This window comes from Streptomyces sp. NBC_00286 (assembly GCF_036173125.1).
Classification (GTDB): domain Bacteria; phylum Actinomycetota; class Actinomycetes; order Streptomycetales; family Streptomycetaceae; genus Streptomyces.
The window spans coordinates 2,327,042-2,341,124 of the sequence record NZ_CP108054.1 but is presented as its reverse complement, the minus strand read 5'-3'; the positions used below and the strand labels follow the sequence as shown (position 1 = coordinate 2,341,124).

At 70.9% G+C, this 14,083-nt stretch carries 10 protein-coding genes and 1 pseudogene; 5 read left to right on the top strand and 6 right to left on the bottom strand.

Going from position 1 to position 14,083, the window contains the following annotated elements:
• Nucleotides 1–100: 100 nt before the first annotated feature.
• Together OHT21_RS10585 and OHT21_RS10580 are read right to left on the bottom strand one after the other, a co-directional pair.
• Nucleotides 101–1,327, bottom strand: a complete 1,227-nt coding sequence (locus tag OHT21_RS10585; protein ID WP_328774036.1) for a DegT/DnrJ/EryC1/StrS family aminotransferase — start codon at nt 1,325–1,327, stop codon at nt 101–103.
• Nucleotides 1,328–1,425: 98 nt separating this feature from the next.
• A complete protein-coding gene (locus tag OHT21_RS10580) occupies nt 1,426–2,562 on the bottom strand; it encodes a GNAT family N-acetyltransferase (RefSeq protein WP_328768009.1) in 1,137 nt (378 codons plus the stop codon).
• 607 nt (nt 2,563–3,169) lie between these two features.
• On the opposite strand from OHT21_RS10580, the gene OHT21_RS10575 reads away from it, so the two are divergent.
• Nucleotides 3,170–5,590: a serine/threonine-protein kinase gene (locus OHT21_RS10575; RefSeq protein WP_328768008.1), complete on the top strand. Its 2,421-nt coding sequence runs from the start codon at nt 3,170–3,172 to the stop codon at nt 5,588–5,590.
• Between the two features lie 470 nt (nt 5,591–6,060).
• Entirely contained in the window at nt 6,061–7,407 is a 1,347-nt protein-coding gene (locus tag OHT21_RS10570; RefSeq protein WP_328768007.1) for an NAD-binding protein, read from the top strand.
• A 6-nt stretch (nt 7,408–7,413) separates the two neighbouring features.
• On the opposite strand, the gene OHT21_RS10565 is transcribed toward OHT21_RS10570, so the two are convergent.
• Nucleotides 7,414–8,256, bottom strand: coding sequence for a peptidyl-tRNA hydrolase (locus OHT21_RS10565; RefSeq protein ID WP_443050339.1), 843 nt, complete (start codon nt 8,254–8,256; stop codon nt 7,414–7,416).
• 274 nt (nt 8,257–8,530) lie between these two features.
• Between OHT21_RS10565 and OHT21_RS10560 the strand changes: the two are divergent.
• The 3 genes and pseudogenes from OHT21_RS10560 to OHT21_RS10550 form a co-directional block, all read left to right on the top strand.
• A pseudogene (locus tag OHT21_RS10560) lies at nt 8,531–8,733 on the top strand (IS256 family transposase); the annotation flags it as partial.
• Between the two features lie 122 nt (nt 8,734–8,855).
• On the top strand, nt 8,856–9,824 hold the full coding sequence (locus OHT21_RS10555) for a DUF1648 domain-containing protein (RefSeq protein WP_328768005.1): 969 nt from the start codon (nt 8,856–8,858) through the stop codon (nt 9,822–9,824).
• A gap of 1 nt (nt 9,825) precedes the next feature.
• On the top strand, nt 9,826–10,272 hold the full coding sequence (locus OHT21_RS10550; RefSeq protein ID WP_443050338.1) for a GntR family transcriptional regulator: 447 nt from the start codon (nt 9,826–9,828) through the stop codon (nt 10,270–10,272).
• A 273-nt stretch (nt 10,273–10,545) separates the two neighbouring features.
• Here the strand turns inward: OHT21_RS10550 and OHT21_RS10545 are convergent, their stop codons facing one another.
• The 3 genes from OHT21_RS10545 to OHT21_RS10535 all read right to left on the bottom strand — a co-directional run bounded on the left by OHT21_RS10545 (nt 10,546) and on the right by OHT21_RS10535 (nt 14,011).
• Nucleotides 10,546–11,418, bottom strand: a complete 873-nt coding sequence (locus OHT21_RS10545; protein ID WP_328768004.1) for an aldo/keto reductase — start codon at nt 11,416–11,418, stop codon at nt 10,546–10,548.
• Nucleotides 11,419–11,586: 168 nt separating this feature from the next.
• Nucleotides 11,587–12,966 carry a PhoX family protein gene (locus tag OHT21_RS10540; RefSeq protein WP_328768003.1) on the bottom strand — a complete coding sequence of 460 codons (1,380 nt, stop codon included), beginning with the start codon at nt 12,964–12,966 and terminating at the stop codon, nt 11,587–11,589.
• Between the two features lie 91 nt (nt 12,967–13,057).
• Entirely contained in the window at nt 13,058–14,011 is a 954-nt protein-coding gene (locus tag OHT21_RS10535; protein ID WP_328768002.1) for an SPFH domain-containing protein, read from the bottom strand.
• Nucleotides 14,012–14,083: the final 72 nt, after the last annotated feature.

The following is a 14,083-nucleotide window of genomic DNA, read 5'->3' as shown; positions in this document are numbered from 1 at the left end:
CGTGACCTCCTGGGTCGGCGGTCCGCCGGTGGACCGGTCCTGTTCACCGTGCCACGTACGACTTCATGGCGTCACGGCGTTGTCGCGGTGTGTACTCCCGTCAGCCCAAGGCGGTCCGTGGCGTGGGTTCCGGCTGCGGGGCGAGCAGGGACGGGTGCGCGGTCCTCGCCTGTTCCCTGGTCAGGGCTGCGGTGATTCTGCGAGCCAGGAGCGGGTCGGCCGGGAGCACGTGTGAGGCGAACCAGCGGGCGGCCGAGGGGGTGGGGGAGGGGTCGACGAACTCCGGGCCCGCGTAGTCGTCGAGCGGCGGGTCGTAGATGTAGCCGGCGATAACGCCGTGGTTCACCAGGCGTTCGACGAGGGCGTCGCGGTCGTGGACCAGGAGCGGGACGCGGAAGACGGGAGGGGGGCCGTCGTGGGTGGCTCGGTCGCGCAGTGCCGGGGAGGCCCAGGCGGTGCCTGAGAGGAGGGCGGTGCCGGCCCTGCGGTGGGCGAGGTTCGTGTCGAGGCCCGCCAGGCGGAGCCTCAACTGGCCGCGGACCAGGGCTCCATGGCGGGAGCGGAAGTCGTGCAGGTCGACGCGTACCCATGGCTCGTACGCCTTGAGGCTGGGCGCCTCGCGGGCGCTGCGGGTCAGTCGTGGTGCGTGCAGGGGCATGCGGAAGTCGTCCCGTTCCAGCAGGCCGAGGCGCTGCATCGTGCGCCATGCGGGGCGCACCAGGTGGAGGGTGCGTACGGCGGAACGCGCCAGCGGGCGCAGGGTAGCGGCCAGGTCGGTGCGCAGGCGGGCCGGTTCGAGGAGATCGTCGCGCAGGAGCTCCAGCTCGCGTCGGGTGCGCGCGTCCTCGACGGCCAGGAAACCGCCTGCCATCGCCGCCACGTGCTTGGACAGGCTGAACGCCGCCGCCTTCCCGAACGTCCCGATCGGCTGCCCGTCCACATGCGTGCCGATCGCGTGTGCCGCGTCCTCGAGCAGGGGGATGCCCAACTCATCGCAGCGGCGCCGTAGTTCGATGACGCGGTCCGGCATGCCGTACAGGTTCGTGGTGAGTACGGCGTCCACGTTCCGCCAGGTCGACTCGGGTACGGCGGCGGGGTCGATGTTGCCGTCCCACATGGACACCGGGGCCTGCACCGGGCGCAGCCCGGCCGCGAGGACGACGAAGAGGATCACGTCGTCGTTCACTGGCGACATCAGCACGCGTGCGCCCGGCCGGCACCAGCGTCGTAGCGCCAGATACAGCGCCAGCCGTGCCGAGGGCGTGTAGACGCATTCGCGTCCGAGCCGCCGTGTCATCGTCGCGGCGAGTCGCGATCCGTACGGCATGGTCACCTCTTCCGTCGAAGGGCCGTTGAAGGGTCGTTCGCGGGGGTGCACAAGGGGGATGAGCATGGGGCGTACGGGGGTGTGCGGGCGTGGCCTGCTCAGCGGGCGCGGGGTGCGGCTCCGGCGGAGCTCGTCCGGGCCGACGTACGCAAGGTGCCGACCGTCTTCAGGAGCCGGTCGGCCGGTTCGCGCAGGGTGGGGTGGGCCAGGACCGTGTTGCGCAGGCCGCGTACCGGTCTGCGCCACAGGCGGTGTGCGGTCGCCACCGGGTGGGGGCGGGTCGCGAAGCCTTCGGCGACGCGCAGTTCACGGGTCTTGAGCCAGTCCTTGTACTCCTTGTCGCCACGGCCCATGTCCATGAGGCGTACGCCGTCCCGGGCCGCCGCCTCGGCCATGCGCAGGTGCATGATCAGGCCGGGGGAGTAGTAGCGGAACTCGGGGTCGTATGCCGTGAACCAGGCCGCGAAGACCGTGCGCGATCTCGGGCCGAAGTGGGCGGCCACCGGGCGGTCGCCCGCGTACACGACGGACAGCACACCGGTGAAGTGCTCCTCGCGCACCTGGAACAGATGGTCCACCAGGTCCACGATCCACGGCCGCGCGAACCGGTCCATCCGGCCCGTCCTGCGGTACTGCGCGGACTTCCACCGCATCAGCGTGCGCAGCGCCCTCGGGTCGCGCTCGTCGAAGACGAAACGCATCTCGCCCAGGTCGCGCCCCAGGCGGCGTTCCTTCTTCAGCGTCGTCTTGGCCAGCCCTGGGTACGTGGCCCGCAGCCACTGGGCGTAGTCGCCGTCGCCGGGCTTCAGGTCGAGGACCGGTGAGGGGAACGTCCCCGTGACGTACGGGCCGAACGGCTGCTGCTCCGCGACGAGATGGTCGAACTCGAAGACGGACAGCCCGCAGGCGCGCAGCAGTTGCCCGGTGTCCCATGTGATCCCGGGGCGGTGGACGAGGGCCTGGCAGTCGGAGAGGCCGAGGCCTATGGCCCGGCCGACGCCGAAGGAGTTGCGTTCGTACGGGAGGAAGCCGACGGGTTCGCCGTCCTCGTGCAGGACCGCCACCCGCGCCCCACCGCGGCATCCGCCGATCCCGGCCGCGAACTCCGGCGCCAGGAAGGGGTTGGCGAAGTCGGGCGACTCGTCCATCGCCTTGTGCCAGGCCCGGCTGAGCGAGGCGTCGAGCTGCCCGGCTCTGTGGATGGTGATGTGCGTGCCATTGCTGATCGATCGCATGGGCGACCGCCCCCCGTTTCCCCAACGCGCTTTGTTCGCGCCCCACTTGTTCTGCACAGTGGCAGAGCTCAAACGTGGCGAAACGGCCTGCAAGCTGTCAAGGGTGTCTGTTGCAATGAAATGCTATAGATCGGGTGACAAGCTCTGTTCAGGGATATCTGCCGCAACTCTCGTGAACTCGCGGCGAATTGGCGACTCATGGCAACTCCCGACCCCTTCAGCTCTGTGGGCACCTCCGCGGTAGCTGGGGGAGGTGGCTGGGGGGAGTTCGAGGACCGGAGGCTCGGGGACCGGGGTTCGGGGTCCGGGGTTCGGGGTTCGGGGTTCGGGGTTCGGGGTTCGGGGTTCGAGGACCGGAGGCTCGGGGAGCGGAGGGCCGGGGGTCCTGGGGCCGGGGGTCCGGACCCGGGGGCCCGGGGGCCGGCCCCCGAAACGGGGCTCGGGGCGGAACCCCGACGGGATCCCAGGGGCGTAGCCCCGTGGAACCCACCCATACTCCGCCCGCGTCCGAGCGCACAGTGAGGTGCGTATTCCGCGCCTGCCGGACATCATGGACGGCACAGACATCCGGGGAGCAACACGCCCTCCGGCTGGTTCAGGGGGGCCCATGGCACAGCCGTTGGAAAACAGCGACCCGCGGCAGGTGGGGCCGTACCGCATCATGGGGCGCCTCGGAGCCGGCGGGATGGGGCGCGTCTATCTGGGGCGGTCACCGGGCGGGCGTGCGGTCGCCGTCAAGACCATCCGGCCCGAATTCACCGACGACCCCGAGTTCCGACAGCGGTTCGCCCGGGAGGCGGCTGCCGCCCGGGCTGTCAGCGGGGCGTTCACGGCCGCGGTCGTCGACGCGGATCCGTACGGGGACCCGCCGTGGCTCGCCACCGTCCATGTCGCGGGTATCTCGCTGGACGCCACCATCGCGCGGCACGGACCGCTGCCCGAATCCTCGGTGCTCGCGCTGGGCGCCGGGCTGAGCGAGGCGCTCCAGGCCATCCATGCCGCGGGCCTCGTCCACCGGGATCTGAAGCCCTCCAATGTGCTGCTGGCTCCCGACGGGCCCAAGGTGATCGACTTCGGGATCGCGATCAGCGCCGGTTCGAGTTCGCTGACCCGCAGCGGAGTCGTCGTCGGCACGCCCGCGTTCATGTCGCCCGAGCAGCTGACGGGTGGGCGCGCCGGTACGCCCGCCGATGTGTTCGCCCTCGCGAGCGTGCTCGTGTACGCGGCCTGCGGCGAAGGGCCCTTCAGCTCCAGCCCCGGGGCCGGGATCGGCTTCGGCGTGGTCCACGACGAGCCCGATCTGTCCTCGGTGCCGGCAGGGCTGCGCCCGCTCCTTGCCGACTGCCTTGAGAAGGATCCGGCACGCCGGCCCACGGTCGCGGAACTGCTCACGGAGTTCGCCCGCCGGATCCTTGCGGCGCCCGCGGCGGCCTCCGGCCAGTACGGCCCGTACGGAAAGGACACCGTCACCGTCGCCCTGCACGGCGGGGCCTGGCTGCCCGCGCCCGTGGCCGCCTCGGTGCGGCGGGCCGAGGAGGCCGGCGCGGGCCGCCAGGTGTCACCGACGGGCCCGCGGGCCGCGACAGCCGGGGCTGCCGGAGCCGGCGTCGCGGTGGATCCCCGCCTGCCGCAGGAGCCGTCCGGGCATACGGCGGGGGCACCCGAGGCGCTCCGGAGACCGACCGTCGTCTCGCCCGAGGGCCCGCGGTATCCCGGTCCGGGCGCCCCCGGCCCTGTACCCCCGAGCGGTCCACCCACCTGGACGGACGCGGGGCTGAGACCGCAACCGTCACCACTCGGGACGTCGGGCCATCCGTCGCCGTGGCCGTCGGGGAGCGGGCAACTCCCGACCGGCGGACCACATCCGACCGGCGGACCGCTTCCGGGCGGCGGAGGAGACCGCGACCCCGGTACGCCCACCCGTCGCCGCGTGCTGATCGCACTCACCGGAGCGGGCGCCGTCGCCGCCCTCGGCGTGGGCTCCTACCTGCTGGGGCTCGGCGACCAGGACGACTCCGACAAGAGCACGGGCAACGACCCCCTCAACGACCCGGCGGCCGCCCCGACTCCGGGCAGCCAGAGATGGGCGTACAGCACCGGAGGCCCGGTCGCGCCCGCCCTTCTCGCCGCGGGCGGGCTGGTGTTCGCCGGCAGCAAGGACGGCAGCATGTACGCCCTGGACGCCGAAACCGGCAAACGACGCTGGGCGTTCAGCACCGGCAACGGCGTCTACACCTGTCCCGCCGTGGCCGGGGGCCTCGCCTACTTCGGCAGCGCGGATTACCACCTCTATGCCGTCGACGTGAAGACCGGCGACCAGCGCTGGCAGTTCAGCGCTCGTGGAGAGGTCAACTCCTCACCCGTGGTCGCCGGGGGAGTGGTCTACGCGGGCAGTGACGACGGCCGGCTGTACGCGGTGGGCGCCCGTTCCGGCGACCGGAAGTGGGCGTTCGCCGCCGAGGGCCGGATCCGTTCCTCCCCGGTGGTCGCTTGGGGCAAGGTCGTCGTCGGCAGTGAGGACTCCCGGCTGTACGGCATCGACGCGGCTACCGGAGAACGAGCCTGGGCCTTCGATACGGACGGCGACGTCAAGTCCTCACCGGCGATCGCCGATCGCGTCGTCTACGCGGGCAGCTACGACGGCAACCTCTACGCCGTCAACTGCGATACCGGCGAACGCCTTTGGACCTTCGCCACCCGGGGCGGCGTGGGCTCCTCGCCCGCGGTGTCCGACGGAGTCGTCTACGTGGGGAGCGACGACGGCCATCTGTACGCGGTCGACGCCCTCACCGGGAAGCAGAGGTGGAAGTTCACCATCGGCAGCATCGTCTACTCCTCACCCACGGTCCTGGGCGACACCGTGTACGTGGGCAGCAAGAGCGGCAACCTTTACGCCGTGCACAAGGCCACGGGCAAACAGCGGTGGAGGCACCGCACCGGCGCGGACATCCGCTCCTCACCCGCGGCGTCCGGCGGCACGGTGTACGTCGGCAACGACAGCGGCACGGTCTTCGCGGTCAACCGCTGAACGCCGCGGGGAGACTGGCGGCGGGTGCCCCGGTATGCGCCACGGCCCTTGAGCATCTGTCGGACTCGAGGGAGTCAGGGGCGTGACATCTGCTCATAGCGGGAGAGACGGGATCGCCCTACGTTCGGTGTTGCGGCAATCCGCGCGGGTGATCCCCGCCCAGCTTCGCCGACGAGTTCGGCCTGCTCCGCCGCCAAGGGAGCCTTCAATCCCGTACTGCTCTCGGCTGTTTGTATGCGCCCGCGCCGTGTCACCGTGCCCCGCCAACCGCGCTCCACCCCGATGGGAGTAGTCCATGAGCTTCGCCAGCAGTCGTCCCGTGCCGGGAACCGCCGGCACCCGCCGCCGACCGGATGTGGACCAGGAATCCGAGGATCCGAGTGACCCCACATGCCACTGCGGGCGATCGCTCACCCGATGCGGTGGCTGCCAGACGCTCCGATGCCTCGACTGCGACCCGTACCGCTCAGATGACTGCGTCTTCGTTCTCTGAGGGCGAGGCGGAGCAGCAGTACTACGTCGTGATCGGCGGCGATGCGGCGCGCAGGGTCTGCGGTTCTCTGCAGTCGGCGGAGAACGACGTGTGCCACCTGACCCAGCCCACGGACGACGAACTGCGCAAGGCCCTGGACCGGAATGTGGCCGGCGTCGCGGTCCTCTTCGACGACGACGCCGAGTCCCTGCGCTACGCGCTCGCCGTCGAGCACATCCGTCCGGGCGTCGCCCTGGTGGTGACGGTCTTCGACCGGACGGTCGCGGGCCAGCTCGAGAGCACGGTTCCCAACTGCCGGGTGACCTCACCGGCCGATGTCGCCGCCCCCGTCCTGCTGGCGGCCTGTCTCCAGCCCGAGTTGCTGGCGCTCCACGGGACGCCCTCGGGGCATGTCGGCGCCCGCTGGGGCGAGGAAGCCGTACGTCTCGAGCCGTACCGGCCGCCGCGCTCCCTGCGATACCGGGCCCGCCTCGGCAAGATCAGAGGCCAGCTACGGCCCCACGACGGCAGCTCACGGATCATGCTGACCGGACTTGCCGGTCTCTTCGCGGTGCTGTTGGCGGACTGGATCTGGGCCGTCACCCTCAACCACCGGTCGCCGGTGGAAGCCCTCTTCGAAGCGGCGCGCATCCTGGCGACCGTCGGCCCAGCGGCCGCGCACGGCGGGACCGCCTACCTGGTGTTCAGCAGTTTCGCCATGCTGATCACCATCGTGTTCACCGCCGTCTTCACCGCCGGAATGGTCGACCGCCTGCTGGCCCCGCGCTCGATCGGCATGGTGGGCCCCAGGGCGCTTCCCCGGGCGGGCCACGTCGTGGTCGTCGGCTTCGGACAGGTCGGGCTCCGGCTGTGCACCCGGTTGCAGGCGCTAGGCCTCGGTGTGATCGCGGTGGAACGCAACCCGGCGGCCCCCAACCTCCGGCTGGCGAAGGCACTCGGGATCCCCGTCGTCGTCGCCGACGCCCGGGACAGGTTCGTACTGCGGAAGCTCGGCCTCGACACGGCCCAGGCCATGGCCGCCGTCGCCTCCGACGACCTGGACAACATCGCGGTGGCCGTGGCCGCACGGGCCGTCGCACCCGATCTGCGGGTCGTCATACGGGCGGGCGACCACGAGGCCATCGCCGAGACCCAGTCCCTGTTCAGCATCGGCATCGTCCGCGACCTCGCCAGCCTGAGCGCCGCCTACACGACCGCGAGCCTGACCGGGCTGCGGCCACGCGGAGTGCTGCCACAGGGCCGGCGGTTGTTGGTGGAGCGCGAGAACGGGTCGTTCACGCAGTGGCCGCACGCGGCGCGGTGCTGTCATCAGCAGGACACCTGATCCGGTTCAAGTGATGCTGTTCGATCCGTCTCGGCGCCAGGTGACCGGTCGGCGCACGCGTTCCGGCAGGGCGCCGGCCCGGTCGTATCCCTCGACGGCGACCGTCAGCCCGGGCGCGATCTCCGTGAAGCCCGCGTCGCGTACCAACGGGAGCCCGCTCGTGGTGAGTTGGGCCCACAGGGCGGGACGCGCGGTGCGGACCGAGAGGGGAAAGCCGGCGTCGCTCCAGGCTTTGCGGGCCTCGTCGGGGAGTTCCCACCAGGCGAGCTGGGCGCCGTGACCGGCCTGGGCCATGGCCTTACCGGCCGACATGTCGACATCGGGGCTCATCCAGAGCACGGGGGCCGTCGGGTCGGGGTCCCCTGGTGTTTCCGGGTCGTCGAGTTCCGTCCCGGAGACTTGAAGGCGGGCCAGGTCCTTGGGCCAGCCGTCCAGCGGGACCGGCGGAAAGACGCGGACCTCGGCCGACCTGCCGGTGACCGTGATGCCGGGCAGGGCTTCGGCCCGTCGCCACTCGGCGCCCCGCGCCCGCCGCACCACCTTGCGGATCCGGGCGTCCTGCCAGTCCCGCATGGCCTGCGCCCACTCCCCGTCCCCTTGCGACCGCTCGTCGCTGAGCATCACCAGAACGGCGCGGGCAGCGGTTTCGAGCGCGTCCGTACGCGCCGGGGGCTCGCTCCGCTCGATACGTACGACCAACGGCAGCACGTACTGAGGCGCCTTGTCGCGGTGGGTCAACTCATGACGGAAGGGACTGTCCTCACCACCGACCCCGCCACCCGAGGTGGCCGTCTGCTCGCTGCTCACGCCCTCAAGTCTGCCAGGCGCAAGATCGGTTCTTCTGCGCATGGCCGAACGTATGGGCGACGATGGCCCGCATGAACCGCGAGTGGTTGCTTGAGGGAGTCGGTCGCCGCTATGGCCTCGGCGGCCCCTGGTCCTGCGCGGAGTCGACCTGACACTGGCCCCCGGCACGCAGGCCCGCGTTCGCAGCGCGGGTCGGGAAGGCACGCCCGTGCTCAGGCGTAGTCAATGCCGACGGCGCCACTCCTAACGGCTCCCTGATCGACGAGATCGTCCGCGAGGGCGCCCGGAGGATGCTTGCCGCCGCGCTGGAAGCCGCGCGACGGTCCGGCTGCGGACGAAGGCCACCCGGGGGGGCCGGCAGTGCGGCCACAGCCCTGGCCATGGTGTTCAAGCTGGTCGAGTCCGCCCAGGTCCGCTGGCGGGCCGTGAACGGCATCCCATCTGGTCGCCCTGGTGCGGTCCGGCGCCCGCTTCGAGCACGGTCAGATGATCGAACGCTCCGAAGCTCACGCAGCCTGAACAACTTCAACTGACCTGCAGGTTTTGGCAATTGCTCGGACTATCGCCCCTGAAGCCGGTGAGCGGCACACTGGCACCACCTCCGAAAGTTGTTCTAGTATGACGCGAACAAGGGGGTAAAAATGACTCGCTCCGCAGGACGCGGCACCCTCGCCGCGCTGGCCGCACTTCCGTTCACCGTCGCGCTCATCGCCGACCTGACCCTGTTCGCCGTCGTGCGCGACCGGCTGCCCGACCCGCTCGCCATCCACTTCGCGGGCACCACACCCGACCGCTTCACCAGCACCACCTGGTTCCTGGCCGCCTGCGTCGGGGCGCTCACCGGGACCGGCGCGCTGTTCACCGGGATCTGCGCGGCCCGCGGAGCGTTCACCCGCTGGGCGCTCACCATCGGGTACGGGCTCGCCGGGCTGCTCGGCGGGGCCCTTGCCTCGGTGCTGCTCGTAAACGCCGACGCAGGCGGGAACGCCACCGCCACCAGGATGCCGCTGTGGCACATGGCCGCCGCCGCGGCGGCGGGCGCGGCGGCGGCCGGGGCAGGATGGCTGACCGCGCGGGCGCTACGCCTGCCCGACAGCGGGCGGCTGTCGACCGCCGGGAACGCCCCCGTCCTCGGCCCCGCCCTCGCCGAGGGCGAGATCGTGGGCTGGACCCGTACCGTTTCCTCCCGCCCTGCCCAACTCCTCGGCCTGCTGGTGGCTGCCGTCGGCTGTGTGCTGCTCCCGCCTGTGGGATGGGCGGTCGCCGTACCGCTTCTGCTCCTCGGGCTGCTCATGCTCGGCGCCTCCCGGCTCCAGGTCACCGCGGGCCCGCGCGGCCTGACCGTGTCACCCGCCGTGGCACCATGGCCCCGCACCCGGGTCCCGCTCGCCGAGATGGACCTGGCCGTGAGCCGCGACATCCGCCCGGCTGCGGACTTCGGCGGCTGGGGCTACCGCATCCGCCCCGACGCCACCGGTGTAGTGGTGCGCTCCGGTGAGGCCCTGGTAGTACGGCGCACCAGCGGTCGCGAATTCGCCGTCACCGTCGACGACTCCGCGACGGCCGCAGCCCTCCTCAACTCCCTGCTCCGCACCACCGTGAGGCACTGACATGCTCATCCGGGTCGACACCGGCTCCGCCACCCCGCTCGGCGACCAGATCGCCGCGCGGGTCCGGCTCGCGATCGCCGACGGCGAGGTGGCCCCCGGCGACCGCCTCCCCTCCGCCCGCGCGCTCGCTGAGTCCCTCGATGTCAACATCCACACGGTTCTCCGCGGCTACCAGCGTCTCCGCAACGAGGGCATGATCGAGCTCCGCCGTGGGCGCGGCGCGGTCGTCCTGGACAACCAGGGCACGTCGGCCCGCGCCCGCCTCCTCACCTACGTGGACACCTTGGTCAGCGCATCGCGCGAACTCGGCCTGAGCGACGAGGAGATCCTCGGGCTCGTACGGACGGGGATGGCCACGCCGGAGCCCCGAGAGCGCGGTGCGCCCCGGCTGGTCGACGTGAGGGATGCTCGGCCGCCGCATGGACGCACGGCATCGCCGGATCTGTGAGCTCACCCAGGCCAAGCCCTCGTGCTCATAGAAAACGACAGCACCAGCGGCTCGGGCAATTCGACGCTTGTCGGGCGATTCGCGAACGGCCCCCTGTTCGAGCGACCCGAGACCGACGCAGCCTGATCACCAGTCAGCCGATCCACAGCTCTTGACAATTACTCCACACAAGCAAGAGGCCCCCAACTATGCGCCTTGCTCACGTAGTTGGGGGCGCTCAGTGTTCGCGCGACCAGCCACGACGAACCGTCAGTCGACAACGAACCCAACCGCTCAACCGCCGGAGGCAACCGCGTCCAGGCGGGACAGCTCCTCGGCCGACAGCGTCAGCTCGGCCGCGGCGACCGAGTCGCGGATCGTCTCCGGCCGGGAGGAGCCCGGAATCGGGATCACCACCGGCGCCTTCGCGAGCATCCACGCCAGGCACACCTGCTGCGGGCTCACCCCGTGCGCCTGCGCCACGTCCGCGAACGCGGCGAACCGCGAGCCCAGCTCGCCGGCCTGGGCGATGCCGCCCAGCGGGCTCCACGGCAGGAACGCGATGCCGAGTTCCGCGCACAGTTCCAACTCCCGCTCGCTGGAGCGGAAAGCGGGCGAGAACTGGTTCTGTACGCTCACCAGCCGGCCACCGAGGATCTCGTTGGCCAACCGGATCTGGTCGGGGTCGGCGTTCGAGATGCCCGCGAAGCGGATCTTGCCCGCGTCCAGCAGATCGCGAATCGCCCCGACCGACTCCGCGTACGGGACCCTCGGGTCGGGCCGGTGGAACTGGTAGAGGCCGATGGCCTCGACACCGAGCCGCTCCAGCGACGCGTCGCAGGCCTTCTTCAGGTACTCCGGCGAGCCGTTCAGTGTCCACGAGCCGTCGCCCGGACGCAGGTGACCGCCCTTCGTCGCGATCAGTACGTCAGACGTGTCGCCGCCGTACTCGGCGACCGCCCGGGCGATCAAGGACTCGTTGTGACCGACCTCGTTCGCGTCCCGGTGATAGGCGTCCGCCGTGTCGATCAAGGTCACGCCCGCCTCCAGCGCGGCGTGGATCGTCGCGACGGAACGCCGCTCGTCGGGGCGCCCCTCGATGGACATCGGCATGGCGCCCAGACCGATCGCGCCGACCTGTACCTCGCCGAGGTTGCGTGTCTGCATGGAGGTTCCTCCTGGGGCTCCTGGGGGTTCATTCGGTACGGCCCAGCCTCCACCTCGACGTTTTCGCCGTCCAACACGAGGATTCGATCGCTTTCAGCAGCAGGGGTGATGAATCGACAGGTTCAAGCCGCCGACTGCCCGCGCTCGGCACCGCATGGCGGGGCGGGGCTACCTACGCCAGGGACCCGTCACCGCGAACGTCGTTCCCGGCGCGTAGCAGTTCACATACATCGTCTTGCCGTCCGGCGAGAAGGTGACGCCCGCGAACTCGCCCCACTCCGGCTCCTCGGGCGTACCCACGTTCTGGCGGTTGCGGGCCATCGCGTACACCTCTCCGCGCCGCGTCACGCCGTACACGTGCTGGGCGCCTTCGCCGTCCTCGCAGACCATCAGGCCGCCGGAGGGGGCGAGGGCGATGTTGTCGGGGGACTCGCCAGGGAGTTGTACGTCGGTGTCGGGGCCGAAGACGATCACCAAGGTGAGTTGGCGGGCGGCAGGGTCGTAACGCCAGATCTGGCCGTAGTGGTCGGCGGCGGAGCCTTCGTCGCTGCGGGCGAAGGACGAGACGAAGTAGACGCTCCGGCCGCCCCAGTAGCAGCCCTCCAGTTTCTGGGCGTGGGTGATGCCCTTGGGGCCGAAGTCCTGGAGGCGGATGGGGGTTTGGGCGGCGAGCGGGTCCGGTACGTCCGCCCACTCGATGCCGTCGAAGGTGGCGCCCGTCTCCTGGATCTTGGACAGGTCCGGTACGCCGGGCACGCGCATCGCCTGGAGCCGGCCGCCCGCGCGGAGCGAACCGCGGCCGCCCTCAGGCTTGTTGGGCAGGAAGCGGTAGAAGAGGCCGAAGGGCTTCTCGAAGGCGTCCTCGGTCTCGTAGACGATGCCGCGCTTCGGGTCGACGGCGATCGCCTCGTGCTGGAAGCGGCCCATCGCGGTGAGGGGCACGGCGCCGGTGCGGTGCGGGTCCGCCGGGTCGACCTCGAAGATGAAGCCGTGGTCCTTGGTGTAGCCGTTCGTGCCGGCCTTGTCCTCGGTCTCCTCGCAGGTCAGCCAGGTGCCCCAAGGGGTCGGTCCGCCCGCGCAGTTGACGGCGGTACCGGCGATCGCGACGCATTCCTCGAGCACCTTCCCGCGCGCGTCGAGCGTCAGCGTCGTACAGCCGCCCTTGCCCTCCGGGTCGTACGTCAGCCCCTTGACCGTCGGGACGGCGAGCTTCGCGGTGTTGCGGTTCTCGTGGTTGCGGACCAGGTGGACGCGGCCTGAGTGCCTGTCCGCGGAACGTCCGGCGAAGGCGGCCATGCCGTCGTGGTTGCTGGGCACCTTGCCCTCGCCGGAGCGGAGTTCGTCGCCCTCGCGGGACAGCACGCGGTAGCGGAAACCCTTCGGCAGGTCGAGCAGGCCCTTCGGGTCGGGGACGAGGGGGCCGTATCCGGAGTGGCCGAGCGCGGTGGCCGTAGTACCGACGAAGAGTTCGGACAGGGCGCCGGAGAACGCGATGCCCGCTCCCAGGGCACCGGAGCGGGCGAGTACTTGGCGTCGTGTGGTGGACATGGGGGGCCTTCCTGTTGGCGGACAGGACTATGACCCGCACGTGTGTATCACGCGGTGGGGGCGGCGTGAACCACGCGCGTAGCGTGGGGTCTCACTGATCGTCGGGCGACGCGGGGGATCCGAGCGGCTCGCGTGACCCCTGCGCCTCGGGCGCCTCGGGCGACCCGGGGGACCTGAGCGAGTCGGGCGGTGACTGATCGTCAGGCGAACCGGACGGCGCGGCAGTCGCGGACTGCGAGGGAGTCGCAGGCTCCCCCCGCCCCCCTTCGCCAAGCGCCGGAGCGCCCTGCTGCGCCCGCTCCAGGAACCGCAGCAGCTCCACCGGGAACGGCAGCACCAGCGTGGAGTTCTTCTCGGCGGCGACCGCCACCACAGTTTGCAGCAGCCGGAGTTGGAGCGCGGCGGGCTGTTCGGCCATCACTCCGGCGGCCTGTGACAGCTTCTTCGAGGCCTGGAGTTCCGCGTCGGCGTTGATGATCCGGGCGCGGCGCTCCCGGTCGGCCTCGGCCTGGCGGGCCATCGACCGCTTCATCGTCTCCGGCAGCGATACGTCCTTGATCTCGACGCGGTCGACCTGTACGCCCCAGCCGACGGCCGGGCTGTCGATCATCAGCTCCAGGCCCTGGTTGAGTTTCTCGCGGTTGGACAGGAGGTCGTCGAGGTCGCTCTTGCCGATGATCGAGCGCAGTGAGGTCTGCGCCATCTGGGAGACCGCGAAGCGGTAGTCCTCGACGCGGATGATCGCGCTGGCCGCGTCGATCACCTTGAAGTAGACGACCGCGTCGACCCGCACCGTGACGTTGTCCCGTGTGATGCCCTCCTGGGCCGGCACGGGCATCGTCACGATCTGCATGTTCACCTTCTGCAGCTTGTCGATGCCGGGGATGATCATGGTGAAGCCGGGCGGGCGCGGGTCACCGAGCAGCCGCCCGAGCCGCAGGACCACACCCCGCTCGTACTGCCTGACGATGCGGGCCGCTGCCGCGAAGTACACCAGTCCCGCGCTTCCGGCCGCGATGCCTGCGGCCAGCAACTCCTCAAGCATGGTGACGACCCCCTGTCGTTTGAGTCGTCCGAGTCGCCGCTTAAGTAACTTCTTTCACGATATGCCCGGTCC

Coding starts and splice junctions, on each gene's coding strand:
- OHT21_RS10575 (WP_328768008.1), top strand. CDS start 3,170: ATGGCACAGCCGTTGGAAAACAGCGACCCGCGGCAGGTGGGGCCGTAC.
- OHT21_RS10535 (WP_328768002.1), bottom strand. CDS start 14,011: ATGCTTGAGGAGTTGCTGGCCGCAGGCATCGCGGCCGGAAGCGCGGGA.
- OHT21_RS10570 (WP_328768007.1), top strand. CDS start 6,061: ATGACTGCGTCTTCGTTCTCTGAGGGCGAGGCGGAGCAGCAGTACTAC.
- OHT21_RS10580 (WP_328768009.1), bottom strand. CDS start 2,562: ATGCGATCGATCAGCAATGGCACGCACATCACCATCCACAGAGCCGGG.
- OHT21_RS10550 (WP_443050338.1), top strand. CDS start 9,826: ATGCTCATCCGGGTCGACACCGGCTCCGCCACCCCGCTCGGCGACCAG.
- OHT21_RS10565 (WP_443050339.1), bottom strand. CDS start 8,256: ATGCGCAGAAGAACCGATCTTGCGCCTGGCAGACTTGAGGGCGTGAGC.
- OHT21_RS10545 (WP_328768004.1), bottom strand. CDS start 11,418: ATGCAGACACGCAACCTCGGCGAGGTACAGGTCGGCGCGATCGGTCTG.
- OHT21_RS10540 (WP_328768003.1), bottom strand. CDS start 12,966: ATGTCCACCACACGACGCCAAGTACTCGCCCGCTCCGGTGCCCTGGGA.
- OHT21_RS10585 (WP_328774036.1), bottom strand. CDS start 1,327: ATGCCGTACGGATCGCGACTCGCCGCGACGATGACACGGCGGCTCGGA.
- OHT21_RS10555 (WP_328768005.1), top strand. CDS start 8,856: ATGACTCGCTCCGCAGGACGCGGCACCCTCGCCGCGCTGGCCGCACTT.